At 43.0% G+C, this 25,579-nt stretch carries 21 protein-coding genes; 6 read left to right on the top strand and 15 right to left on the bottom strand.

All coding sequences use genetic code 11. The features are described 5' to 3' along the window. Positions 1 to 2: 2 nt before the first annotated feature. The gene (locus tag IPZ60_RS09735; RefSeq protein WP_194197592.1) at positions 3 to 1,556 is read right to left on the bottom strand and encodes a cell wall metabolism sensor histidine kinase WalK; all 1,554 of its coding nucleotides are present in this window, start codon (positions 1,554 to 1,556) and stop codon (positions 3 to 5) included. 14 nt (positions 1,557 to 1,570) lie between these two features. Continuing rightward, entirely contained in the window at positions 1,571 to 2,257 is a 687-nt protein-coding gene (locus IPZ60_RS09730) for a response regulator transcription factor (RefSeq protein ID WP_194197591.1), read from the bottom strand. Between the two features lie 236 nt (positions 2,258 to 2,493). Between IPZ60_RS09730 and IPZ60_RS09725 the strand changes: the two genes are divergently transcribed. Next, on the top strand, positions 2,494 to 3,018 hold the full coding sequence (locus tag IPZ60_RS09725; protein ID WP_194197590.1) for a Spy/CpxP family protein refolding chaperone: 525 nt from the start codon (positions 2,494 to 2,496) through the stop codon (positions 3,016 to 3,018). 190 nt (positions 3,019 to 3,208) lie between these two features. On the opposite strand, the gene IPZ60_RS09720 is transcribed toward IPZ60_RS09725, so the two are convergent. Beyond that, a complete protein-coding gene (locus IPZ60_RS09720; protein ID WP_194197589.1) occupies positions 3,209 to 4,780 on the bottom strand; it encodes a hypothetical protein in 1,572 nt (523 codons plus the stop codon). 52 nt (positions 4,781 to 4,832) lie between these two features. Continuing rightward, on the bottom strand, positions 4,833 to 6,896 hold the full coding sequence (locus IPZ60_RS09715) for a hypothetical protein (RefSeq protein WP_194197588.1): 2,064 nt from the start codon (positions 6,894 to 6,896) through the stop codon (positions 4,833 to 4,835). 369 nt (positions 6,897 to 7,265) lie between these two features. Here IPZ60_RS09715 and ggt point away from each other — a divergent pair, with 369 nt between their 5' ends. The 5 genes from ggt (at position 7,266) to cysE (ending at position 15,984) form a co-directional block, all read left to right on the top strand. Then, positions 7,266 to 9,218, top strand: coding sequence for a gamma-glutamyltransferase (gene ggt / locus IPZ60_RS09710; protein ID WP_194197587.1), 1,953 nt, complete (start codon positions 7,266 to 7,268; stop codon positions 9,216 to 9,218). 446 nt (positions 9,219 to 9,664) lie between these two features. Continuing rightward, entirely contained in the window at positions 9,665 to 13,363 is a 3,699-nt protein-coding gene (dnaE, locus tag IPZ60_RS09705) for a DNA polymerase III subunit alpha (RefSeq protein ID WP_194197586.1), read from the top strand. Between the two features lie 206 nt (positions 13,364 to 13,569). Next, positions 13,570 to 13,947, top strand: a complete 378-nt coding sequence (locus IPZ60_RS09700; protein ID WP_194197585.1) for an Hpt domain-containing protein — start codon at positions 13,570 to 13,572, stop codon at positions 13,945 to 13,947. Next, positions 13,948 to 14,817: an RNA methyltransferase gene (locus IPZ60_RS09695; RefSeq protein WP_194197584.1), complete on the top strand. Its 870-nt coding sequence runs from the start codon at positions 13,948 to 13,950 to the stop codon at positions 14,815 to 14,817. A 273-nt stretch (positions 14,818 to 15,090) separates the two neighbouring features. Further along, positions 15,091 to 15,984: a serine O-acetyltransferase gene (gene cysE / locus IPZ60_RS09690; RefSeq protein ID WP_194197583.1), complete on the top strand. Its 894-nt coding sequence runs from the start codon at positions 15,091 to 15,093 to the stop codon at positions 15,982 to 15,984. Between the two features lie 156 nt (positions 15,985 to 16,140). Here cysE and IPZ60_RS09685 read toward each other — a convergent pair whose 3' ends face one another. The 11 genes from IPZ60_RS09685 to IPZ60_RS09635 form a co-directional block, all read right to left on the bottom strand. Then, entirely contained in the window at positions 16,141 to 16,665 is a 525-nt protein-coding gene (locus IPZ60_RS09685) for a hypothetical protein (RefSeq protein WP_194197582.1), read from the bottom strand. Beyond that, positions 16,665 to 17,189 carry a hypothetical protein gene (locus IPZ60_RS09680; RefSeq protein ID WP_194197581.1) on the bottom strand — a complete coding sequence of 175 codons (525 nt, stop codon included), beginning with the start codon at positions 17,187 to 17,189 and terminating at the stop codon, positions 16,665 to 16,667. Before IPZ60_RS09680 ends, IPZ60_RS09685 begins: the two co-directional genes overlap by 1 nt. Then, positions 17,189 to 17,683 (bottom strand): hypothetical protein, encoded by a 495-nt coding sequence (locus tag IPZ60_RS09675; RefSeq protein WP_194197580.1) that lies wholly within the window; start codon positions 17,681 to 17,683, stop codon positions 17,189 to 17,191. Before IPZ60_RS09675 ends, IPZ60_RS09680 begins: the two co-directional genes overlap by 1 nt. 39 nt (positions 17,684 to 17,722) lie before the next feature. Continuing rightward, entirely contained in the window at positions 17,723 to 18,190 is a 468-nt protein-coding gene (locus IPZ60_RS09670; RefSeq protein WP_194197579.1) for a hypothetical protein, read from the bottom strand. Between the two features lie 504 nt (positions 18,191 to 18,694). Continuing rightward, positions 18,695 to 18,853, bottom strand: a complete 159-nt coding sequence (locus tag IPZ60_RS09665) for a hypothetical protein (protein ID WP_194197578.1) — start codon at positions 18,851 to 18,853, stop codon at positions 18,695 to 18,697. Positions 18,854 to 18,855: 2 nt separating this feature from the next. After that, the gene (locus tag IPZ60_RS09660; RefSeq protein WP_194197577.1) at positions 18,856 to 19,500 is read right to left on the bottom strand and encodes a hypothetical protein; all 645 of its coding nucleotides are present in this window, start codon (positions 19,498 to 19,500) and stop codon (positions 18,856 to 18,858) included. 44 nt (positions 19,501 to 19,544) lie between these two features. Continuing rightward, positions 19,545 to 20,825: a hypothetical protein gene (locus IPZ60_RS09655; RefSeq protein ID WP_194197576.1), complete on the bottom strand. Its 1,281-nt coding sequence runs from the start codon at positions 20,823 to 20,825 to the stop codon at positions 19,545 to 19,547. Positions 20,826 to 20,999: 174 nt separating this feature from the next. After that, positions 21,000 to 21,536 carry a 2-amino-4-hydroxy-6-hydroxymethyldihydropteridine diphosphokinase gene (locus IPZ60_RS09650; RefSeq protein ID WP_194197575.1) on the bottom strand — a complete coding sequence of 179 codons (537 nt, stop codon included), beginning with the start codon at positions 21,534 to 21,536 and terminating at the stop codon, positions 21,000 to 21,002. Beyond that, on the bottom strand, positions 21,526 to 21,963 hold the full coding sequence (gene folB / locus IPZ60_RS09645) for a dihydroneopterin aldolase (RefSeq protein WP_194197574.1): 438 nt from the start codon (positions 21,961 to 21,963) through the stop codon (positions 21,526 to 21,528). The genes IPZ60_RS09650 and folB overlap by 11 nt, the downstream gene beginning before the upstream one ends. 51 nt (positions 21,964 to 22,014) lie before the next feature. Further along, positions 22,015 to 22,977, bottom strand: a complete 963-nt coding sequence (rarD, locus tag IPZ60_RS09640) for an EamA family transporter RarD (protein ID WP_194197573.1) — start codon at positions 22,975 to 22,977, stop codon at positions 22,015 to 22,017. 205 nt (positions 22,978 to 23,182) lie between these two features. Next, on the bottom strand, positions 23,183 to 25,468 hold the full coding sequence (locus tag IPZ60_RS09635) for a bifunctional prephenate dehydrogenase/3-phosphoshikimate 1-carboxyvinyltransferase (RefSeq protein WP_194197623.1): 2,286 nt from the start codon (positions 25,466 to 25,468) through the stop codon (positions 23,183 to 23,185). Positions 25,469 to 25,579: the final 111 nt, after the last annotated feature.

The following is a 25,579-nucleotide window of genomic DNA, read 5'->3' as shown; positions in this document are numbered from 1 at the left end:
TCTTAGTCCTCTTTAGATCCTATCGGCAATACTATCTGTACCACCAACCCTTGTATTCCGTCTTTGCGATTATAAGTATGGATATAGCCCTTATGGGCGGTCACTACTGCATGAACGATGGCCAGTCCTAATCCATAACCACCGGTTTCACGATGCCGAGCAGAGTCCAGTCGTACAAATGGTTGGAAAATACGCTCTAAATCCTTTTCTGCCACACCGCCGCCTTCGTCCGTTATGCTGATCTGAATCGCAGGTGTCTTATCCTCTGTCTCTACTTCTTTAATTTCAGCAATGACTTTGGAACTAGGAGCAGTATGCATAAAGGCATTGCGAATAATATTTTCAAGGGCGCTATGTAGCTGTTCTTGATTACCTAACACTGTCAAAGAAGTTGTTGACGCTGCTAATAGTGCAGAATCGGGCGATTGCCACTGCCATTGCACATCTTTATTTTGAAACTCGAAACAGACGTCTTGTCCAATCTCACTGATAATTTCAGCAATATCAACCGTGTCATTTTCTAAGTTGTCGATGGTATATTGCTGCATTTGAAGCGACTGGATATGAATAATTTGCTCAATCAATTCATTCATTCGTGCTGACTCTTTGTCTATGCGGTCTAGATAGCGACTGGCATTAGGGGCAAAATCTCGAGTCAGCTCAGTCGCGACATCCAGACGTGCCAATGGCGAACGCAGCTCATGCGAGATATCACTCAACATCTGCTTGCGTGCCAGCTCGCTTTCAGCCAATCGTGTTGACAGTTTGACCACATCATTAGCAAGTAAGCCCAATTCGTCACCTCCCATTTTCGATAAATTTGGATGAGCTTGATAATCACCATCAATCATACGGTGCACTGTGTGTTGTACACGGCGAATACGCTGAGTCATCGTACGGCTTAGCCAAATACAGACCAAAATACTCAAAAAGATAATTAATAGCACGCGGATGGGAAAGTTAGTATATTTCAGCTCCACGACATCAGAGAAACGTAGATGTGGACGCAATTGCACAATAACTGTGCGCTCATCTGGCAAAACGACCGTCATATCAGCAAGTTCTGGACGACTCTCAGAATCGGCTATCTCAGCACTAGTAGGCATCATCGGCGGCATAAAATAACTCAGAGGTGACCGCGTATTCTTCGATACGTCATCGCTCATTCTGGGCGGGATTGGCTCTATCGATGGTAACGGTATTTCTTTTGTACTATCTGACCGACGGACTGGTTTCTGATCCTCTCTATCCCGGTAACGCGGAAATATAATGCTACCTTGCTCATCATAGACTCTGACTTGATTCATCAACCAGCGGTCCTGACGATACAGTTGTTTGACAGCTTCCATATCACCGGCTTTCAGTGCTGCGACCAGTTCCTGACGCTGAACCAATAAACTGTCTACCTGCACATCCATACGAGCGGTGAGCGCTTTTTCACTTAACCAACGCTCTACCATGACAGACAAGATAGAAGTGATGAGGATGGTGACTAATAGGCTCAAAAACAGCCGCCAAAACAGGGTGATTCGCACCTTAAATTTAGGAGTATTCATCGATGATTCCATTATTAAAGTACTAGCTGATAACCTTTACCACGAACCGCTTTTATTGGCTCGTCATGAAAAGGTTGAAGTTTTTTACGCAGGCGTGACACATGCACATCTAAGCTACGGTCAAAAGGTTGAAGTTCACGTTGCAATACATGCTCTGATAGCCATTCTTTACTGACTACCTCGCCTTTTTGTTTGAGGAGCGCCACCAATAGATCAAACTCTGTACCCGTCACTTGCAGCTCAATACCATCTATTTGACAACTTCGCTGATTTTGATCGAGATGCAAGCGACCTTCTGGCAATGGTGTGTGATCTGACACCGCCGCATTGGTGCGTTTAATCACTGCATTGATACGTGCCAGCAGCTCTCGAGGATTACAGGGTTTGGTAATATAATCATCAGCGCCAAGCTCCAGACCGATGATACGATCAATCTCATCCCCTTTTGCCGTTAGCATAATGACAGGAATATCAATAATATTCGGTAATTGGCGCAGTACGCTGAGCCCGTCCATTTTTGGCATCATAATATCAAGCACTAGCAAATCATAAATAGGCGCCTGAGTGCTCGCCATTTTCAGTTTTTTTATAACTGCCTCACCATCATGAACGCAGTCACATTGGATGCCGTGATTGTGTAAGTACTCTTGTAATAATTGAGTCAACTCTTCGTCGTCGTCGCCTAATAATATATTTGGCATATTTTCTCCTTTAGCTTTGAATCGCTTTGTTATCTATATTATCAGGCAAGAGCTTATCGATTCGCTATAAACGTTACTTTTCTTAATACTTCATAAATGTTCGTAACCTTCAACTGTCGTAAGATAGCACCTATCAACAGCAGGTATTGTGTTTATCTACAGCACTTAAAAATAGTATTTGCTAGATAACCGTTTAATATTTACTTAACCAAATCAATCAAATAAAAGGTATTGTTATGAAAAAATTACTATTGGGCTCAGTATTAGCATTGTCTAGCGTATTTACTGTCACAGCCTGTACCAGCGTCAATGCAAACACGGATACGACTCCATCGACCACCAAAATGCAAAAGCAGCATAAAGCCGGTATGAAAAAGGGCGACATGAAAAAAGGTGGTATGAGAGGCCCATTGTCACAACTGGATCTGACCGAAGCACAACAAACACAAATTAAAGCCATCATGCAAAAACAGCATGGCGATAATAAAGCGGATCGTACAGAAAACAAAGCAGAACGCGCTCAAATGCATCAACAGATCCAAGCATTGACCAATGCCCGCACATTGAATAATGCCGCAGTAAGCCGTCTGGCTGATCAACAAGCAGCAAAAGAGAAGCAACGCTTTATTGAACGTGTACAAACCCAGCATGCAATTGCTCAAGTATTGACTGCAGAGCAACGTGCCGAACTTGCACAAATGAAAGAAGACAAAAAAGGTGATCGTGAGCCACGTGGCGAACGTCCACAACCAGGCATGTAATAATCTACTCCGGAAAAGTATGGTTTTTATCTAGCGATATAAGTTTTAAATAAAAAAGCGCCCATATTTGATAGAGGCGCTTTTTTATTTTATTTAATGTTTTTATTCAAATTTTAAGTGAGTAGGACTTTCATATCTTACCCTCAATCAATATAGTCAAAGAAGTCTAAAACGAATACATAGTATTAAACTATCTTTCAGCCATCAGTAACCTATCAAATACCATCTTACCTATCGTCGTACCATTACCATCACGATAATATTGTATAAGCTCACGACCATACTGTCGCGTATCAATACTATTACTGGCATTCGGTACTTGCACATCACTTGGCAAATTTGGGAATGCCATGTCTTTAGAGCTGATAGAAGAATACTGCTGCAAAGCGTCCATTACGATGCCGCCTGACTTATTATCAGCGGACTGATATTTGCTTGGGAATGCACTACGCGAATGCTGCCATTTGAGCTGACCGCGTTTGTCAAACCCATACAGCTCTTGTACGGTCGTATTGTCTAATAATTCTGACTCTTCTGTCTCAGCATCCTTATTCATACTGTCTTTTAGCATTGCTAATACTTGCTGTACCAATGCCTTACTGGTCAAGTTATCAGTCTCTGTATCGCTTGATTCGTCGGACGCATCACTATTTTGGACCAGTTCAGGATATTGCTTACTGATACGATCGTAGAAGATCTGCATATAGTCTTGATAAAACTGCTCATAACTCTCAGCACTTTGCACACGGCGAATCACTTGAGCACTTGCTTGCATAACTGGTAACTGATGTTCCGGTAATTTAGGAGATAATGATGCCAATGTATTGGGCGCGATATAATCAAACTGGCTAACAGGTGCCGCTTCAAAAGTACGGTCTAACGCCTCAAAATGGCTCTTTATCACCTCACTACCGAAACCTTTTGGCAGCGTGCCATCATCAATCGCTATCTTTAGCCACTTATTTCGCCATTTTGTACCAAGCTTGTCATCTAATAAATCTGAATTAAACATCGCAAAGTTATCTGCCCATAGATAGATATCACCGTTTTTGAAATCGATATAAATGGGCTGATTGATGCTACTGTGATGATTGCGCGCTTGGTACTGCACACTGGCGAGCATGGTAGCCTTGCCAGCCATTGGCTGATAGATGCCTTGAGAGTTGATAGACAGCGGCTTTAATAGATAAGCATCTAGTAGCTTCGCTTTTTTCACGTCTACTGGTTTTGATTGGTCATCATAATTATCGAACAGCTGCTGGTACGATACTGGCACGGTAATATCGCTATCATACTGACTGTCTACCCACGCTTCATAGGCATCGGAACACTCAAGATAGCTGTCTTTGATTGCGGTTCGCTGAGCATCATAATCCGCAGCCATCACATCGTTATTTTGCGTTTGTGCTTGGCCGACTAAAGCAGCATATGCCTGATCATGCGTCTCTTCGCAATAGGTATCCACATAGTCTGCCGTAACCAACCCTGCCTCATCTACATCGGCAAAATACTGATCGTTACTAATCTCAATATTGCCATGGTAGCTAAATGATTGGCGACGCTGTTTTTTTAGTGCCGTTGCCAACGCTGTTTTAGCCGCTATTGGGGTTTGTTGTGCGGTGATGCTATTAGACTGACCAAGGCTAGTAGATTGGCAGCCCGTTAATAATAGTGTGCCTGTGATGAATGCACTGGTCAATAAAACGTGACTCTTGATGGTTGACGGCAGACGACCTACGATGGCTTGTTGTACTGTTTTCATTTTTTGTCCTTAATAAATATGGGCTTGAACCGACGATAGTGCTAATGACGCTCTATCGGTTGTCCGTATCGTCTTCAGCATCGTTGTAGTCTTCGCTATAGTCAGTGTCATAGTCATCATAATTACTAGACTCATACTCTGCCGCATCACTGGTATACGCCTCGCTAGCATCAGCATAATCGCTACTGCCACTATAATCATAACGGGCATAACGAGCAGCTTGTAGCCTATCTTCTTTTTGACGCTGTTCTGCCATCCAAGCATTGCCATCGATAGCAGGTTTGGCATTTGCACCAAATGACTCAGTCAATAACGGGGTCAATGCACTCTTATTAAAGCTGGCCTTATCATAACGTACTTGGTTTATCACAGTGGTTGTAGAACCCATCAAATCGCCACCAATATTCATACGTTGCTGCTTAGCAAGTAGTCGATCTGAGCTGTCTAAGTAATAGTAATTTATCTGATTAAATGAGATAGGACCAATAGCTTCAATAACCTGCAATAGCGCTCCCACATCCGCACTTTGATAGCCCTTGTTATACAGCTGTAATTTATCAATGGCTGTTTTTAGCATGGCGCCATCAGGATATTTTTCTGGATTGGCATCGACATACTCTTGTAGTGACTGAGTCATATATTTTAGAACTTTACCAATCATCTCACCGCTTTGCTGACTGCCGAAATATACTTTTACCGCTCGGCTAGCACCAACTTCTTTGGCAAATGCATCACCACGAATATCGACCGCACTAAAGTGCTCAGGTGCCAGCTCTGCCATGCTGTCTTGTATCGCAGCAATCGCCGCATCATAAACCACTGCTGGCGGTAGTTGCTCCGTAATGCTCTCTGGAAAACCAAAATTAACCGTATGCGATGCCATCTCGTGCGGTAATGGGGTATTCTCAGGATTAGCAATCGCCATGATAGGCATGATAACTGAAGGATCGACCGTGACATTGCTATTGTTAAAATCAAACGCGAGTGGTATTTGTACTGATGAGCTGATCGTCGGCGTCACATAGTCATAGCTATAGACGCTTTGTAGTTGTCTTTGCTGAGGCTTGTATTGACTGACACTGTTGAACATGAGGTTTTTATAGTGATATTCATTTGATGCTGCTATCTGCTCAGGAGTACGATGAATCATGCTAAGCATTTGACCAAGCACGCCTGACGCTGACTCAGGGGGAAACGCGCTTGCTGTACCAGCCATTTCTGCTTGTTGTTTTGCCATCTGCATGGCTTCATATTGCTCTGTCATGCTTTTGGGATTTAATGCTGATAAATTTGAAAAAGCACTTCCCGATTCATAATCATCGGTTTCATAGGCTTCTGCAGCATAGTCACTACGACTATAACCGTTTTCGTCATAGCCATCTTGGTCGTAACCTTCATCATCGTAGCCATACACGTTATAGCCGTCTGTATCATAGCCGTACCAGTCATAACCCTCTTCATCATAACCGTTTTGATCTAAACCATACTCGTCATAGCCATTTTCATCATATTCAAGCTCATCTGACTCCTCAGCATATTCTTCGACGACCACTGCATCTGCAGCATCGACATAACTATCATCATCTGAGTCATAGTCCGACTCATAGTCGCCCGAGGTTTCTTTTTTATAAACGTAGGTCTCTAAAATAGTCTTAAGCAAACTGCTAGCGCCGGCATCGATACTGTTTGGATCAATAAAAGGAGCTGCTTGATAGTTGGCTTGCGAGACTGACACATGCTCCGTTGCTAGATGCTGACGGATAGCGGTCAATAAATGCGATTTGGCTTGATTCTCTGTACTGGGGTATTTTTCTTGATCAAACAACTGGGCATAGCGTTCAGAATTGGCATGTAAACTGGCATTAAATGCACGGCCCTGTGCTTGGCTTTGCGCGGTGTCTGCAATCTCAAAATCAATCATCTTGCCCGATACAGCAGCATTTGATGACGCTATCGGGCTAGATTGACAGCCTGCTAGCAAGGTCGTTGCACCTATAGACAAAATGGCACAGCCAGCAATCATTATCGACTGACGCTTACTAGTATTCGATGACTGGTGATCTATTGATTGGGGCAAAGTTGGCTGGTCATTTTTACGAGAGATAGGCGGTGACATGAGACTTCCTTAGTCTAAGCTGACAAACAATTGTAAGTATCGTATTAGTAGGGTTATTTATATCACAAAACATTACTCGCTAGCGACAATAGAGCAATTTTTCATTTAATTTCCATAAATTGTTGATGTTATGCCATCGTATCGATTAATAAAACAGTCAAAGCTCTTTAATATGAGACTGTCTTTGAGCTTAGAGGTAATAAGAAAAGACATTGCTATGAATAGTTATATTTTTCAAAAACATTATTTTTATAGACATATGTAGGTAATACACCTCTATTCTCATGCTATCCTACTATTTTGTCATTTTGCGTGAAATAACTCTCTACAGCCTTACTGATCAATCACTCTTATAAAAAGGACTTTGTCATGTCATTACTAGCTTCTCATCATGCTTCTCAGCAACAGCGTTCAAAGACCAACACATCACTCAAATCTAGCGTCTTGCTCATTACCAGTACATTATTATTGTCCATCTCTGCTCATGCGCTTGAACCAGTGGCATCAACCACCACTGATTCGGTAAAAAATACGTCTATCAATACCAGTGCGATAAACCTCGGTATTATGACTGACAATCCCACCGTGCTGTCTGAGACCAAACGCATTACGACCGCTAAATCAGACACCCTCACCGCGACGACTAATACTGCTAACAACACGAATAGTGATCAAGCAATCTACTCTGTAGATGCGATTCATCATCCAGTATGGGCAAAAAACGGCATGGTCGCGACGCAAGAGGCTCTCGCATCAGATATCGGCTTAAAGATTTTAAAAGAGGGTGGTAATGCCGTTGATGCAGGCGTCGCTGTTGGCTTTGCCTTAGCTGTCACCCTACCCCGTGCCGGCAACATCGGTGGTGGTGGTTTTATGATGATTTATGATGCCAAACAAGGCAAAACAGTGGCACTAGATTACCGTGAAAAAGCACCTAGTAGCGCCACTCGTGATATGTATCTCGATGAGGAAGGCAACGCCGTTAGCGACTTGTCACGCTATCACGGCTTAGCCGTTGGTGTGCCAGGCACAGTCGCAGGACTACTCAAAGCCTTAGAAGAGCATGGCACGATGAGCCGCGGGCAAGTCATGGCACCAGCGATTGCACTGGCAGAGGACGGTATAGAAGTGACAGCGGGATTGTCCGAGTCGCTCACCGCCTTAAGTGATCGCTTGCAAAAATGGCCCAGCACGAAAAAGGTGTTTTTTAAACCAGACGGTAGTACTTATCAACCGGGTGAACGCTTAAAGCAGCCAGAGCTTGCCCGCTCGCTAAAGCTGATTGCCGCACAAGGCGCTGATGGGTTTTATAAGGGCGAAACAGCGCAAAAATTGGTCAAAGCGGTCAACGAAGCCAGCGGGCGTATGAGCCTACAGGATTTGAGCGATTATGAAGCAATCGCCCGTGAGCCTGTCAAAGGCAATTATCGTGGTTATGAGGTCGTCTCAATGCCGCCGCCTTCTTCTGGTGGTATTCATATCATCGAGATTTTGAATATTTTAGAAGGCTATCCGCTCAAAGACTACGGACAAAACAGTGCACAGACCATCCACTTAATGGCCGAAGCCATGCAACTGGCTTATGCAGATCGTGCTGAGTATTTGGGCGATTCGGACTTTATCGATGTACCTGCCAGCGGTCTTACCTCTCAAGCTTATGCTGACAAACTGCGCGCCTTAATTGATCCAAACAAAGCCACGCCAGCCGCGACGATTAAAGCCAATAATCCACTTCCTTACGAGAGCGACCAAACCACGCATTTCTCTATCGTGGATAAAGATGGCAATGCGATAGCCAATACGTATACGCTTAATTTCTCTTACGGCACTGGTCTCGTTGCTGAAGGTACAGGGATTTTACTCAATAATGAGATGGATGATTTTTCTGCCAAGCCTGGTGTGCCAAACGGTTATGGCCTATTAGGCGGTGAAGCCAATGCTGTCGAAGCCAATAAACGCCCACTATCCTCGATGAGTCCAACCCTCGTGTTCAAAGACAGCAAGCCGTATATCGTCACAGGTAGCCCAGGTGGTAGTCGTATCATCACCACCGTCACCCAAATCCTCTCCAATGTCATCGACCATGATATGAATATCGCTGAGGCCACTCATGCCCCGCGCATTCATGACCAATGGTTGCCTGATGAAATCCGTATCGAAAAAGCATTGAATATTGACACTGTCAAAAAACTTGAATCAATGGGTCATACGGTCAGTCCGCAATCAGCAATGGGTTCGACGCAATCGATTATGATTACGCCAAATGGTGTCTACGGCTCATCTGATCCACGTATCGTCGATGCGGCTGTGGTTGGATACTAACTTATAATACCAATATCTAATCCTCACAAAGAGGCACTATCACACATAGCGCCTCTATTATAATTTTTTTATTGGTTCATCTTTAGTAGAATAATGCTGAATAGACAATCCGATTTTTTGGTTGATAGATTTTATTTGCTACTTCTTTTTCATAGTATTTATATGACAAAGGAATTCCATTGATTCTTAACTTAGCAGTTTTAGGGGCTTGCTCATTTTCAATATTTCACCTTTACAAATCAGAAATACAAGCCTTTTCACTCAGATTAAACCCTTGGAATCAGTGGCTGTCTGCGGCAAATAATGCTATTATTAACGACCTGATTTGAAACAAGAAAATACGGTGAACAACGTATTTTCAGACTAAATTAAAACCTTAAATCATTGATAATTAAAAATTTATTTCTTATCAGCCTATTTTCCGATCGTATCCGTAAGAGTCTTCTATGGCATTTGTACATCTTGGCATTCACAGCGAATATTCAATTACTGATTCTATCGTGCGTATTAAGCCGATGGTTAAAGCGGCTGCGGCTGACAATCAGCGGGCGCTGGCATTGACCGATTTATCCAACCTTTATGCGACGGTGAAATTCTACCGTGCCTGCCTAGGCGCTGGTATCAAGCCTATTATCGGCAGCGAAGTCATCATGGAAAATGAAGACACACGACTGACCTTACTGGCGATGGACAATGAGGGCTATCAAAACATCACTCGTATCGTATCGCTTGGTTTTACCGAAGGTCGTGCCGATGATGCTAATCACGGTGTACCAGTCGTGAAACGCAGCCATATTTTGGAGCATGCGGCAGGCGTGATTGTATTATTTACCGAAAAATCTGATGTCGGCCAAGCATTGGTTAGCTCGATGCCTGAGAAGGCTGATGAACTGATTACCGAGTGGCAGTCAAAGTTTGCTGATCGATTATATTTTGCCATCAAGCGCACCAGTCGCTCAGGCGAAGATGCCTTTATTCAGGCGGCTATTCACTCAGGTGCCAAGCACCACATCTCTATTATTGCGCATAACGATGTGCGGTTTTTGGAGCAAGATGATTTTGATGCCCATGAAGCACGTGTCTGTATTGCAGGCTCCTATGTATTGGCTGATCTCAATCGTCCGCAGACTTACTCTGATGAGCAATACCTAAAGACTCAAGCTCAAATGGAACAGTTATTTTCTGATATTCCACAGGTTATTGATAATACCTTGCGCTTAGCCACCCGCTGTAATGTGACTTTGACACTGGGCATTAACGTCCTGCCCGACTTTCCCGTGCCTGAAGGTGAAACGATTGAATCGTTCTTTCGAGCAGAGTCGATACGTGGTCTGAATAATCGCTTGGATAAGCTCTTCCCTGTCGCCGAGCGTACTGAACATTGGAGCGACTTTCGCCAGAGGTATGACGAACGCCTAGAATATGAGCTTGAGATTATCTTATCAATGGGGTTTCCGGGTTACTTCTTAATCGTTATGGACTTTATCCGTTGGGCAAAAGCCAATGGCGTACCCGTTGGACCGGGCCGTGGTTCTGGTGCTGGCTCGCTGGTCGCTTATGCGCTAAACATTACCGACCTTGACCCTATCCACTACGATCTATTATTTGAGCGCTTCTTGAACCCTGAGCGTGTGTCGATGCCCGATTTCGATATTGACTTTTGTATCGAAGGTCGTGACCGAGTCATTGATTATGTGGCGCAAACTTATGGCCGTGACGCGGTCTCGCAGATTATTACCTTTGGTACCATGGCCGCAAAAGCTGTGGTACGTGATGTGGCTCGCGTACAAAGTAAGTCGTACTTCCTCGCTAATAAAATATCTAAGCTGATTCCTAAAACACCCGGTATCACCCTCAGCCAAGCACTCGAGCAAGAGCCACAGCTCAAAGACTTAATCTCTAATCCTGACAATATGGATTATGAAGATGCCATTGAAGTTTGGGAGATGGCAATCAAACTAGAAGGTGTCTGCCGAAATGTCGGTAAGCATGCCGGTGGTGTACTGATTGCCCCGCACAAGATCACTGATTTTAGTGCCATCTATTGTGATGATGAAGGACATCGCGTCAGCCAGTTTGACAAAGATGATGTCGAGGCCGTTGGACTAGTAAAGTTTGACTTTTTGGGTCTACGTAACTTAACTGTTATTAATGCTGCGGTTGAAAACATCAACTTACGCCGTGCCAAAGAAGGCAAAGACGCATTAATCCTAGAAGACTTGCCATTAGATGACAAAAAAGCTTATAAGCTATTGCAAGATGCCAAAACCACTGCCGTCTTTCAGTTAGAAAGTATGGGCATGAAAAAGTATCTGGCGAAGTTGCAACCGACCAACATCGAAGATGTCATCGCTATGTGTGCACTATATCGTCCAGGCCCGCTCGATGCCGGTATGGTAGAGATGTATATCGACCGTAAGCATGGTCGCGAGGAAGTCATCTATGATCACCCGAATCTTGAGCCGATTTTAGAAAACACCAACGGCGTTATTGTCTATCAAGAACAAGTGATGCAGATATCACAGGTAATGGCAGGTTATAGCTTGGGCGGTGCTGATATGCTACGCCGTGCGATGGGTAAAAAGAAACCCGAAGAGATGGCCAAGCAGCGCGATATTTTCGTTACTGGTGCGACCTCACAAGGCATCGACGAAGTCACTTCGGGCGGCGTATTTGATTTGATGGAGAAGTTTGCCGGTTATGGTTTTAACCGATCGCATTCTGCCGCTTATGGTGTCTTGGCTTATCAGACGGCTTATCTAAAACAGTACTACCCTGCCGAATTTATGGCAGCGGTCTTAACCTCTGATATGAACAACACGGACAACGTTGTGTTCTTTATCAATGACTGCCGCGAAAACTTTGAATTGACCGTGGTGAATCCATCAGTGAATCGTAGTGAATGGCATTTCGTCGCTGATACCCCTACCAATATCATTTATGGTTTGGGCGCGATTAAAGGCGTTGGTGAAGGTGCGGTTGAGTCTATCGTGGATGCACGCCGCCGCGAAGGCCCTTTTAAAGACTTATATGATTTTTGCCGCCGTGTAGATATTAAAAAGGTCAATAAGCGCACCCTTGAAGCCTTAGTCAGTGCAGGCTGTTTTGACGACTTTGCTGCAACCTTGCGACCTGATTTGCCAGCCGACGAAGCATACGAGATTCGCGGTGCCTTAATGAGTCAATTGCCAAGCGCCGTACAGGCCGCTGAACAAGACCGTCAAAACCGTGAAATCGGTATGATGGATTTGTTTGGTGAAATGGATGGTGTGGTCGCCGCGCCGCCACTCGTCATGACACCAGAACTAATCTGGGGTGACAAACATCGCCTAAAAGCAGAAAAGAACACTTTGGGACTGTACTTAACAGGTCACCCAATCAATGAATACTTAGAAGAGCTCAAACGCTATACCTCAGGCACACGCCTTGATAAACTGACAGATACTGGCTACAACGGTAGCTGCTATTTTGCAGGCTTAATCATCGATATTGCCAACTTTGGTACTCGCAATGTCATTACCTTAGACGATGGGACCTCAAGGTTAGAAGTTAGCTGCTATGCAGAGCGCTTTAACCGAGTCAAAGACCAACTGAAAGTCGACGAAGTGGTCATCATTAAAGGCAGCATTCGTGAGCGTGATGGTCGCCTCTTTGCCCGTCTTGATAGTGCCATGAGTATGGTTGATGCACGCCTGCGTTGGCTCAAAAAAATAAGCATTAAAGTGCATGGTAGCGACATTAAGTTGCTCATGCATCTACAACCACTACTCAAATCAGCACAAGCTGACATCATACCTGCGCCGCGCTTGGCTTATAATAGCGATCAGGATGAGCAAGACAGCAACAGTGGTAATGGCGCTTACGACCCTCCGATGGGTGGCAGTTTGTACGATGAAAACGGTAATGATTTACTGGCAGTAGACAACGGCAGCCCTACCGACCAGAATTATACTAATAGCGCATTAAGCAATACGGACACTTCTATTAATGATAATTGCCTACCGCTTGGGCTGAGCATTTATGAAGCGTTTGGTATTGCTAATGTGGGACTATCCGAGCATTGGCGTATCTACCCTAACGACGATAATTTACAGCAGTTGAAAAACATGATTAGTGAAGACAATTTACACTTTCATTATAGTTAATATCTTCCGCAGCTTTAAAAACCTATTATCATTAATTAAGGGCACGCTCAATACATCTTATAGTCTGTTCAATATAATTTAGATACAAGGAAGCTGAGCAAAAGTACTACAAATAGTAGACTGAGCGAGGCTGACACCGTATTCAGTTTATAGAGGATTTGACTATAACCTTATTGCTTTAACTTTTAACAATTGGACATAACACCATGGAAAGTAACCCAAATAACAATATGACTCAGCAAACTGAAGAAATTATTAATCACGAGCAGTTTGAAGACATGCGTGACCTGCTCGAAGAAGACTTTGCCGACTTAATACAAGTGTATCTTATAGACAGTAAAAAACGTGTCGCAACGCTGCGAACCGCTCAGCAAGAAAACGATCATGCCAACGGTTATGAGACCGCTCATGCTCTAAAAGGTGCTAGTGCTAACTTGGGAACGACACAACTGGTCAAGCTTAGCAGTCAATTGCAAGAGTGCTGCCGTGAGCGCCGTATCGGTGAACAGGCCGCACTTATTGAAGACATCGCAGCCGCATTAGAATGCGCTGAACAAGAAATAAATTTAAGATTGGAGCAATAAATGCGTAGCGAGACTCCATCATCTGAAGCGTTATCAACTCTCTCAGAACCATCAGCTCATAGCGTGAGTGATTATTTAAACGCTGTGCAGGTTGTCATGGTTAATACAACTTTGCCTGCTAATATTGGCTCAGCAGCACGCGCCATGCACACTATGGGGCTCTCGCACCTAACGGTCGTTGAGCCCAAACTGCCGATTGATGACACCAGTGTCTCTCATGCCGCAGGTGGCAATGAGCTACTTTCATCAGCGACCATCACGCCAAACCTTGAGTCTGCTATTGCAGACTGCCAGCTCGTGTTCGCTGCCAGCAGTCGCAGCCGTCACTTGCCTCGCCCTGTGGTCACACCCACGCAGGCAGCCAAAATCATGTTTGACTTTATTGATCAGCAAGACACCGCTGTTCACGGTAAACCAAATATCGCGATATTGTTCGGTCGTGAGGATCGCGGTTTGACCAATGAAGAGTTGGCTTATGCAGATTATCATATTCAAATCGATGCCAATCCTGCTTATCCTGTATTGAATGTCGCATCAGCAGTGCAAGTGATCGCCAGCTTTATCTTTGCTTACGCACAGACGCATACGAAGATAGCTGCTCATCATTCAAATACAGATGTCAGTACAACTGCTCAGCCCATGTTAGATATTCATTTGCGTCAGCAGTGGGACGAGCCAGCCATCACTCAGCAGCAGTTACTACAGCTCACTCAGCGTATGACTGACCTCATGGTTCAGCGCGGCTTGGCAGATAGCGAACATCTAAAGTCATTGCCGTCACGACTGTCTAGACTGGGTTCGCGTGTGCAGCTTGATCAAAAAGAGTATCAATTACTAAGTGCATTGATTGCCAAACTGTCGAAAAACTAGTAAATGTATCAATGTGCTAATTGATGACATGCCCTAACTGCTACCAAATATAAAATCGACACTCACAAACTCATATTAATCGATGGGTTTGTAAGTATTTGATAGCTCATCACTATATTTTATCGTGTAAAACTGCTATAACTTGAAAGACCTTAGCGTAAGTGCAACCCAATATTTACTCAGACTTAATAACGATTAAAATCTAACAACTATAAATGAAAGAGATCGCTATTTCAGTAACGACACTCTACCGACAAATAGATAGGACGCTTTATGTCATTGCCAACCAAATTTTTGAAGACGCTTACCAGCATTAAAAAGGATTTAAAAGAAGATATCGATGCGGTATTCAAACGTGACCCTGCTGCACGTAATAGTCTGGAAGTTATATTAACCTACCCTGGCATCCATGCGCTTATCTTACATCGCGGGGCGCATTGTCTCTGGAATAACGAACAGAAACTTGCTGCTCGTGTTGTCTCTTATGGCTCACGTATCATGACGGGTATCGAGATTCATCCTGCTGCCAAGATTGGCAAACGGTTTTTTATTGATCATGGTGTCGGCGTCGTCATTGGTGAAACGGCTGAGATTGGCAACGATGTCACCTTATATCATGGTGTTACCCTTGGCGGCGTATCATGGAATAATGGCAAACGTCACCCCACGCTAGAAGATGGCGTGACGGTTGGCGCTGGTGCAAAAGTATTAGGCCCATTTACAGTCGGTAAAAATGCCAAAATTGGTTCAAATGCTGTGGTGGTAAAACCTGTACCAGCAGGCGCTACGATGGTCGGCAATGCGGCTCGTATGATTTCCGATCATCATGATGAAAAAGGCAATCCAATTGCTGAAAAATCACAAGATGCTAAGCTCCAAGATACTAAGTCACAAGAAAAAACAGCGACCTCAAAACAAGCTACTGCACGCGATACGGCATTTCAGGCTTATGGTATCGATCCAACCTCACAAGATCCTGTTGCAGAAGCATTTGCTAAAATGCTAGAGCACATTCAGCAATCAGAAAACCGCCTCGACCAACTACAAGCTGCCATGTGCAAAATCGACCCTAACTTTTGTAAAAAAGAATATGACAAACTGTGCTTAGAAGAGTTCGATGTGATTGGTAAAGATGAGGCTGATGACATAGCTGCTGAGCAGAAGTAAATTTTATTTAATATGCCGCAGCATCAGCGGCACCTTCAACTCATGCTAATAATGATGCTTGCTTAGCAATATCTTTTAGCTCTTGAAGCGTGAACTGCTTATCAGCATTGTTGATATAATCAATCAACTGCTGTCCTGACATCTCATTAATATTCATTATTTGTATCTCCCGTAGTCGTTAGGTGCTGCCATTTTGTATGAAATAATAGAATCTTCCCAAAAATCTATCTCAGGGTCACCTGTTAAGTATTTCCCTCCTGATGACGTTGCTATCTCAACAACTAACTCACAAATTTTCTGAATATCATTTTCAAGGGCTTCTGAGCAATAGAGCACCACAAACTGTTGCTCACGGTCAGGATCTATTGAGTATATTTCACAGCGTGGTGGCATTGGAAACCTTACCTGCATAATCAATATAGAGCCGTCTTTGTCCAAGTAAACATACCAATCTGCTATTTCATCCGTCCTTTCATGGTCTTCTAAAAATAAAAAGAGTTTCCATGATGTTGTTGTATTAGGTTCTGCTAAAGCCATATATCTTTTGACACTTTCATTATCTTGCTTTGATGCGTAATGTGGTACTAGCCACTTTTCAGCTTCTGGTGAAGCGTAGAGTTCGTCTAAATCTTCTTCTGTAATGTCCCGATATATATATTTACTCATCTCATTAATATTCATTATTTGTATCTCCCGTAGTCATTAGGTGCTGCCATTTTGTATGAGATAATAGGGTCTTCCCAAAAGTCTGATGCTGTCCAAGATGTTATGTCATTTTCACCTGAAGGTGTCGTGCCAATACTAACGACTAGTTCACAAATTTGCTGAATATCACTTTCAAGAGCTTCTGAGCAATAGAGCACCACAAACTGTTGTTCACGGTCAGGATCTATTGAATATATTTCATATGGTGGCGGCATAGGAAACCTCTCCTGCATAATCAATATAGAGCCATCTTTATTTAAGTAAACATACCAGTCTGATATTTCGTCTCTTCTCTCATGGTCTTCTAAAAATAAAAATAATTTCCATGCTTTTGTCGCACTGGGCTCTACTAAATTCATACTCCTCACAGCATTGTTATATTTTCTTAATGCATAATGTGGTGCTAGCCACTTTTCAGCTTCTGGTGAAGCGTAGAGTTCGTCTAAATCTTGTTCTGTAATATCCCGATATATATATTGACTCATCTCGTTAATGTTCATTATAAATCTCTTCCTGTATCATTAGGCTCTGCCATTCTGTAAGTAACAATTTGATCAACCCAATAATCAGGTTCGGGTTTTCCTGTTAAGTAGACGCCCCCTTGGGTGGCAATATCAACCACCAACTCACAAATCTTTTGAATCGTATTTTCAAGCGATTTAGAATAAAAAAGAATAACGAACTCTTGCTCTCTATTGGGATACATAGGGTGTTTATCGTTTTCTAATGGCCATCTATCTTGCATAATTAATAAAGAACCATCTTTCTCTAAATACATAAACCACGCTGCTGTATCATAACGTTCGAAATTTTCTGAAAAACGAAACAACTTCCACTCTTCAGACGCTATAGGTTCTGCTACGCTTTCCTTTCCGACATCGTAGTAGGTCTTTGGACCCTGATAGTACGGAATTAGCCATTTTTCAGCATCTCTCGAAGCATACAATTGATCGATATCTTGTTTGGTGATTTCTCTATAGATATAATCACTCATCGTATTCTCTTTTAATCATTGGTTTAAAAGTGGCTAGAATTAACGAAAGTACAGCTGTTTGCTTTCAATAAATGTATAAGTTCTACTCATAGCGATACGTTTTATTTTTTCGGGCAATCCCTTAAGATTGTTTCCCGTTAGCATATCACCACCATAAATAAGCGCTTGCGTCATTACTTCTTTGATGTGAGGCAGACTTTCTCTCAGTGCAGAAGAACAATAGTATATGGACAGCTCATAACCCTCTGCTGTTTCAATGATAGTGCAGATGCGTCCCTCAAATAGATAAGCGTAACTTGGCGATTCTCCCTCTAGACCCGAAAAACCACCTAAACTAAAAATCATCTCGCCTGTTGCTTCAATGACAGCTACTCTCCAGCTAAAATCAATCATGTATCCAGCAGTTTGTCTGCCAGAAAACATGCCATATAGCGCTTCTTTAACGTCTGGTGAAGCGAAAAGTAAATCTAAGTCGTCGTCCGTAATTTCTCTAAATATAAAACTCATTCAACCTTACCCTTCTGAAAAATATAATATAGAGATGAAATATTCATAAAGAACTTAGCCCAAAACATCGATCCTACACCCTCGAAATTCAATCATTTAACTGTCAGTATTTTGACGCTATAGATTTCGATCATAATGCAGATACAATAATATCAGTCAGTGCTAACGATAGCACTTGTGAAACTGAAATCATTGAGTAGGAAGCTATTGAAAGTATATCTAAGATAAGAAAAAGAAAGGAGATAAGCTTAATAATTAATTTCGGTAAGTATTTGGAAGGATTTTTAGCTTAGGCGGGTAATATTGATGTCAGTGTTATGAATATTAAATTCTTGATACCAGAACTTTCAAGCAAGAAGAATCTGGCAGGCACAAGGCTAGTAGCACGGGTCTGAGGAAGGATTTTATGGTCATGTGATGTTTTCTCTGATAGTGAGAGTGATTTATTATTCTTGTTTACACCGCTTGCATAGAACAATCTGACGCTAATGAGTTAAATTGGCCCTATACCGTCCAACCCTCAGGAACAGGTGTCCAGTTGGAGTTGGTGAAGTCGTTAGTATCGAAATCATCTATAGTTTCAAAACTACTTCTCACATCCCAATACACGTTATCGGCTAAAAGTGCATAGGTTGCTTTTTGTTGATTAGTTAAATTGCTCATAACTATTTACCTTGTTCAGAAAAAAGCTTTAAATTAATTGTTTGGTCTTCTTTAGATTTTCCGTATTGCATGTCCAACTTTTTCTGCCATGTTATTCGTTGTTTATCTAATTTTTTAGTTTCTTCAACACTTTCTGAAAATAAAATATTTAGGTTTTTTAATTTATAAATTTCATCTTTATCAGCTCTTAAGAACTCTCCTGAAGTACTAATTTTTACTAAACAAGTACTTCCGTTAAAATATAGTGTTCCAATATCATTACAGATAAAAGACTGATTGTATGATCCTGTCGTATTTCTTTCGGTCGCTCCATAGACATACCATTCATTATTAAATTTATCTATAGTTAATATCTGCCTTTTAAAATAAACCGACTTTCGCCCCACCCCTTCAAAACCCGTATCCCAGCTAATCTCGACATCGCTTGGTAAATAATTCGAGCTTAGCGTAGCAGAGTCACCTAATGCACCACCTGTCAAAAAGTAATGCCGTGTGATATGTACCCATATCATCTCACCATCGTGAAGCTTGACCTCTTCATCGTATTCGATGGTCATCGTTTTGGGTTTAAATAATGAGCTACACGCACAGAGTGGTAGTAGTGTTAGGGCTAGTAGCAGGGGTTTGAGGAAGGATTTTATGGTCATGTGATGTTTTCTCTAATAGTGAGCCTTCTTAATTTTAAAGTTAGTTACTTGTTAGCATGGATATTGAATAGCGATCTTTCAGGAGTGAGTAGTTTTTCTTCGGTTATATACTCTTCAGTCTGAACTTTCCCAGTGCCTTTCTCTCCGTATCTATTGTTGCCCCAGAACCATGCATATCCGTTATTATCAATGAACCCATGAAAACTATTTCCTCTTACAAACTGATCAACATGAATATTATTCATTATTTCTATAGGGTTAGTATAATAATTCATCGAACTACCATTATTTGAACGAGTCGCATATGCTCCCCAAATAAATAGTTTTCCATTTACTGTATTTGCAGCACTATCACTAATAGCAACAACTTTATTCAGACCTTGTATTTTTGTTGGCACTGAAAAATCTTTACTTGTTGTACCCTGTGCAGTTTCACCGTTTACACTATTTCCCCAGCTATAAACTGAACCATTATCAAGTAATACTACTCTGCCATTACTATCTGCTAAACTCACTGCTTTACTTGGAAGTTCTACTTTATTAGGTGGGTAATATAGTTCACCTCTATCGTTCCTCTTGGGTTCAATACCTAGAATTCCCGTTTGAGTCGTTCTTAATCCAGTCGTAAATACTTCACCCTCTTCACTTAAAGCTAATATTGATCCAATAGTTAAATCAATAGATACAATACTTTGAAACCCATTAATTCTAGTCGGTTTATCTAAGTGCTTAGCAGTTCTACCATTGATTAAACCAAAATTATTACTACCTAATGCATACACATCACCATTGGCTAGAACGAATAGCGAATTGTCAGATCCAGCTACGATATCTACTACATCTTTAATCTCCTTGATCTCTCTTAGCTCTTCAATAAAAGTATCTTTATCGTTAGGATCTATCTGATGTTCGTTATTGCTACCCCAGCCCCATACTGTGCCATCTTTACGGAGTAATAACATATGACTCCCATCACCTGACACAGCCACCGCATCATTGACACCCTCGACTTGCCTAGGCGTTGGATCTTGTCCTGTCTTGGTATCGCGCAGTAAACCATCTGTACCCCATGTCCAAAGCGTCCCATCGTCTTTTACCCCTGCGCTCCATGAGCTGGTCATGGCTAAGCGCTTGGGTTCGATGTTAATCTCAAGCGGAGTTTCTAACGGCTCATCTGGCATATTTGCCACAGGATATTTGTCTGCGGTGAGGACTTGAAGATGCTCGGAAGGCGTTTTATCGCAGGCAGATAAAGTAGACATCATGAATATGATTGCTAGACTCGTGATTGGTTTAATATTCAGAAAATTGATGAGTTTTTGCATGAATGGTAGTATTTCAAAGATAATTAGTAACTAATACTAACAATTGTTTACATACGTGTATAGTTTTTTAGTTTGCGATTACTACACAGATGAAATTGATATTGTTTTAAAAAACGAGGATTTTCAAGCAAGAAGAATCTGGCAGGCACTAGGCAAGAGAGATAAGCCAGTAAACTAAAGACGATTTGAAACTAACTCTTCAATCCCTGCACGTTCATGCGCTTTAAATGGATAGCGATCTGCCATGATTAGCCATTCGGATTTTTGGTTAGGTAATGAATTTTTGCTTAGGCTATTTTTATTGATAAGGGTTTCTATCAACAGAATATCGATATCCATAGTGACTTTCTTAACTGACGTTTTTGCTACTGCCAAACGTTCTCTACCGCACTCACCTTCCATCTGCTTAAACACCGCTTGCAACTGTTGCAATGTCACAGGTTTTGCCAAACGTAAATAGAGACACTGATTGGTATAGTCAGGTTTTGATAGCTCGATAGTCGCCGTAAAGTCAGGGTTTTGAAATGGCGTTGATAACTGTATCTCGCCTAGGGCTGCTAAATCCTTACGAACACGTGGCAAGTGCTTATCGGCTTGGTAATTACTGCCCAATGCCAACATCACCGCCGTCACAGACTGCGCTTGCAGCTGTTCAGGCGTCTGCTTTTTTAGCGTTTCTACATTCAGCTCAACTGACACTTTATGCATCATCAGATTGGCTATTATCAGCTTCTTTGGCAGCTTCTTTAGTAGTTAGCTTATCTGTTGATACTGATGCATAGCGCGTGATTTGCACCCCAACGGCATCCGCTTGTGCAATAGCAGTTGGCTTAGCAACGCTCAGCGTAATTTTATGACAGGCGTATTTTGTGAGTAGTTTGTCAGCAATCTGACCTGCCAAATGCTCAAGCAGTTTCGCTTTAATCTCTTTACACCACTCGCTGACATCATCGCAGACTGCCTTATAGTTCAGTGCATCATCGACATTATCTGACACAGCAGCAGCACTAATATCCGTTTCAAGCGCGATATCAATCAGCAGCGGTTGCGTAATCGCCCGCTCCCAGTCGTAGACACCGATGACGGCCTCTACTTTTAGACCTTTTACAAATACTACATCAGATTCAGTATGAAACATGCTCTCATCCTTGCTTGCTAAATGTTAAATTAGAATTTTGAACTCAATTTTTTATTTGGTTTGCTGCAGTGCTTCTTCACGCAAGCGCGCTGCTTTTAAGGCCTTGCTTGGGCGATGGCGCCATAAGTCAATGCTGAATAGTAGCAGACCTAGCCAAATCAGGCCAAAGACCGCTAAACGATGTAAGTCAAATGGCTCTTTATAATAGAACACAGCCAAAAAGAAAATAAAGGTTGGGGTCAGATAATTCATAAAGCTTAAAATACTAAACGCGACCATCTTAGTCGATTTATTAAATAGCAGTAATGGTATCAGTGTAATCGGCCCCGCAATCATTAATAGCCATATGTTTGAGGTGAACCAAAAGCTCAGTTGGCTACTGACCACATCCGATTGCCAAAACCACCAAAGAAAAATAGGGACTAGCATCGTGGTTTCGACAAACATCGCATCGACAGGCGTTAGCGGTGTTTGACGCTGAATCGTACCATAGGTACTGAAACTAAAGGCTAGCACAAGCGATAGCCACGGTAGACTACCGATCATAACCACTTGAATGACCACAGATAATAGTGCAAATCCGATAGCGACCCACTGCAAGGGTCGCAGGCGCTCTTTGAACAAAATCATCGATAGCGCGACACCAACGAGCGGACCAATAAAGTAGCCCAAACTTGCCTCAAGGATACGGTCATGATTGACCGCCCATACGTATGTGAGCCAGTTAGTCGCAATGATAATACCTGATATAAAAGTTAATGCGATCCATTTTGGATTTTGCTTCAGGGTATCTATCCATTGCCAGCGCTTGGTCACGACCACTACGATAAGCAAACACGCAAACGTCCAAACAATGCGATGACCGATAATTTCTGTCGCATTATAGGCAGCCAGTTGTTTAAAATAAAGGGGGAAAGCGCCCCAAATACAGAAAGCGATAAGCGCGGTGATAATACCGCTTCTCGTCGTTTTGATAGGGACTACGGGTTTTTTGACAACATTCTGGGTGGTCATAATACAATACAACATGTTAGAGCAAAGCGCGATCTCACCTGCTTCTACAAACAATAGAAGTATCAAAGCAAGAACGCAGGGTTACTACAGATAAGGTAAAAAGTAAAAAAGCAATGCGTTGATACCAGTTTGGGCATCAACACATTGCTAACGATAAACGCTGTTTTAAAAAACTATTTTACGTAAATCTCAATCAATAATCATACTAGGCATTAGTGCTATCAACTTGGATAGACATACCAATATGATTGGCCAATTCTGCAAATCCTGGGAAGCTGGTATTAACGGTCTCGACCCCTTCGATAGTGATCTGCTCAGACGCACGCAAACTAGCAACAGCGAAACTCATGGCAATACGATGGTCATGGTGCGAGATAATGTGACCACCACCGAATACAGGTTGGCTGTTATTAACTTCGCCGTTCTCACTTTCTGTACCTTGACCTTCAATGATTAGCCCATCATCCGTCACGGTACAATCAATACCGAGAGTGTGCAACCCTTCAGCCATGACAGCAATACGATCTGACTCTTTAACGCGCAACTCTTTAGCACCAGTCAATACCGTACGGCCTTTTGCACAGCTAGCAGCGATAAACAATACTGGGAACTCATCAATCGCTAGTGGTACGAGATGCTCTGGTATTTCAATACCCTGCAAATTCGAACCACGAATCGTAATATCAGCGACTGGTTCGCCACCGACATGCGTTTCATTACTTAGGCTAATATCGGCTTGCATCAGCTTTAGGATATCGATGATGCCCGTGCGGGTTGGATTAATGCCCACTTGCGTTAAGGTCAACTCACTACCTTGGCTAATCGCAGCAGCGACCATAAAGAATGCTGCTGAAGAAATATCAGCAGGCACGGCGATATCGCCACCCGTTAGCTGACCACCGCCTGTGACACTGATACGATTACCTTCTACCATCACAGGATAACCAAAGGCTGACAGCATACGTTCGGTATGGTCGCGGCTGACCTCGGGTTGAATGACAGTCGTTGTGCCCTCGCTCCACAGTCCCGCCAGCAATAAGCAAGACTTGACCTGTGCAGACGCTACTGGCATATCATATTCAGCACCTTGCAGCGGCTTACCGACCGTCTCACGACCAGTAATACTAAGCGGTGCGGTACCACTATGCCCTGTGCTTTGAATCACAGCACCCATGGCGCGAAGCGGTGCTGCTACACGTTCCATCGGACGTTTGTTTAAACTGGTATCACCTGTTAATACGCTATCAAATGATTGTGCTGCCAAGATACCCGATAGCAGACGCATACTGGTACCTGAGTTGCCCATATATAACGGCGTTTTGCTTGGTTTAAGTCCGTTCATACCGACACCATGAATGGTCAATTTGCCGTTATCGGGTCCTTCAATCGTCACACCCATGTCACGAAATGCTTGCAAGGTCGCAAGTGCATCTTCCCCTTCCAAAAACCCAGTGACATGTGTGACACCTGTTGCAAGGCTGCCAAGCATGATGCTGCGATGAGAGATAGACTTGTCACCAGGAATGGTAATGGTGCCTGAAACGGCATTGCTAGGGGTAATATTATAAGATGCTGACATGGCAGAAGTATCCGTATAAGGGGTGCTGGCTAACATATGGCCAAAATGTCGCCGTGCGGCTTGCGCTCGGCCTAAAAGTCCCATCAGGGCGGTTGAATCTTTATCAATGATAAGCTGACGCATGGTCTGTAGATAGACGCCATACTCATCAAGGGCGCTAATAATCGCGCTTTCGTTGGCAAAAAATATATCGTGCCACATTTTAGGATCGCTGGCAGCAATGCGACTAAAATCACGGAACCCGCCCGCTGCATAGCGAAACATATCTAAATTATCATCATGACTGGCCAACTGCTCAACCAGATTGAAAGCGAGCAAATGCGGCAAATGACTGGTATGCGCTAAGATCGAGTCATGATGCTCAGCATCCATAGCCATCACGCTGGCACCCACTGCTTCCCATAACCGCCTTAGCTTATCTATAGCGACGAGACTGGTCGTCGGTAGCTCACAGATAATAACGCTATGGTTGGCAAATAAAGTGGCGCGTCTGGCATGATATCCTGAATTCTCAGCACCAGCAATCGGATGCGCTGGTACCAGTCCTGTCGGTAGCGAACCAAACACCGATTTGGCGGCATCAATGATATTGACCTTGGTACTACAAACATCAGTAATGATACAGTCAGTCGCCAGTTGTCCGCCATCCATCGCGGCTTTGATACCGACGAGCACAGCTTGCACAGCTTGTACTGGCACAGCGATAACTATCAAATCACTACCTGCGACCACATCACTTAATGCTGAACTGCCTGCATCTAATAAACCATGTTGAATGGCCTCCTCGATGCTTGGCATGTGCCTATCAACAGCGACCAAACGCTCACTGAGACCATTGTCTTTAATGGCTTGAGCAAGACTGGCACCAATGAGTCCAAGTCCAATGACACAAACTTGCTTGAATCGTGGAATCTGGGTATTGGTAAGCGATTTTTTGTTATTTTGTTGACTGTCTTTTTGGCTATTCACGGCTTTTCTCATTGAACAAATTAACGTCCGTTTAGATATATCAGTGTCGAAAAA

It is taken from the genome of Psychrobacter sp. NG25 (assembly GCF_015234355.1).
Classification (GTDB): domain Bacteria; phylum Pseudomonadota; class Gammaproteobacteria; order Pseudomonadales; family Moraxellaceae; genus Psychrobacter.
This window is presented reverse-complemented; position numbering and strand designations above follow the sequence as displayed.

Bases quoted from the DNA above. Each gene is read 5' to 3' on its own strand.
- IPZ60_RS09730 (WP_194197591.1), bottom strand. From the start codon at position 2,257: ATGCCAAATATATTATTAGGCGACGACGACGAAGAGTTGACTCAATTA.
- IPZ60_RS09715 (WP_194197588.1), bottom strand. From the start codon at position 6,896: ATGTCACCGCCTATCTCTCGTAAAAATGACCAGCCAACTTTGCCCCAA.
- IPZ60_RS09665 (WP_194197578.1), bottom strand. From the start codon at position 18,853: ATGAGCAATTTAACTAATCAACAAAAAGCAACCTATGCACTTTTAGCC.
- cysE (WP_194197583.1), top strand. From the start codon at position 15,091: ATGTCATTGCCAACCAAATTTTTGAAGACGCTTACCAGCATTAAAAAG.
- IPZ60_RS09650 (WP_194197575.1), bottom strand. From the start codon at position 21,536: ATGATGCATAAAGTGTCAGTTGAGCTGAATGTAGAAACGCTAAAAAAG.
- IPZ60_RS09725 (WP_194197590.1), top strand. From the start codon at position 2,494: ATGAAAAAATTACTATTGGGCTCAGTATTAGCATTGTCTAGCGTATTT.
- IPZ60_RS09695 (WP_194197584.1), top strand. From the start codon at position 13,948: ATGCGTAGCGAGACTCCATCATCTGAAGCGTTATCAACTCTCTCAGAA.
- IPZ60_RS09675 (WP_194197580.1), bottom strand. From the start codon at position 17,683: ATGAGTGATTATATCTATAGAGAAATCACCAAACAAGATATCGATCAA.
- ggt (WP_194197587.1), top strand. From the start codon at position 7,266: ATGTCATTACTAGCTTCTCATCATGCTTCTCAGCAACAGCGTTCAAAG.
- IPZ60_RS09680 (WP_194197581.1), bottom strand. From the start codon at position 17,189: ATGAACATTAACGAGATGAGTCAATATATATATCGGGATATTACAGAA.
- IPZ60_RS09700 (WP_194197585.1), top strand. From the start codon at position 13,570: ATGGAAAGTAACCCAAATAACAATATGACTCAGCAAACTGAAGAAATT.
- IPZ60_RS09685 (WP_194197582.1), bottom strand. From the start codon at position 16,665: ATGAATATTAATGAGATGAGTAAATATATATATCGGGACATTACAGAA.
- folB (WP_194197574.1), bottom strand. From the start codon at position 21,963: ATGTTTCATACTGAATCTGATGTAGTATTTGTAAAAGGTCTAAAAGTA.
- IPZ60_RS09720 (WP_194197589.1), bottom strand. From the start codon at position 4,780: ATGAAAACAGTACAACAAGCCATCGTAGGTCGTCTGCCGTCAACCATC.
- IPZ60_RS09660 (WP_194197577.1), bottom strand. From the start codon at position 19,500: ATGACCATAAAATCCTTCCTCAAACCCCTGCTACTAGCCCTAACACTA.
- IPZ60_RS09670 (WP_194197579.1), bottom strand. From the start codon at position 18,190: ATGAGTTTTATATTTAGAGAAATTACGGACGACGACTTAGATTTACTT.
- rarD (WP_194197573.1), bottom strand. From the start codon at position 22,977: ATGACCACCCAGAATGTTGTCAAAAAACCCGTAGTCCCTATCAAAACG.
- IPZ60_RS09655 (WP_194197576.1), bottom strand. From the start codon at position 20,825: ATGCAAAAACTCATCAATTTTCTGAATATTAAACCAATCACGAGTCTA.
- dnaE (WP_194197586.1), top strand. From the start codon at position 9,665: ATGGCATTTGTACATCTTGGCATTCACAGCGAATATTCAATTACTGAT.
- IPZ60_RS09735 (WP_194197592.1), bottom strand. From the start codon at position 1,556: ATGAATACTCCTAAATTTAAGGTGCGAATCACCCTGTTTTGGCGGCTG.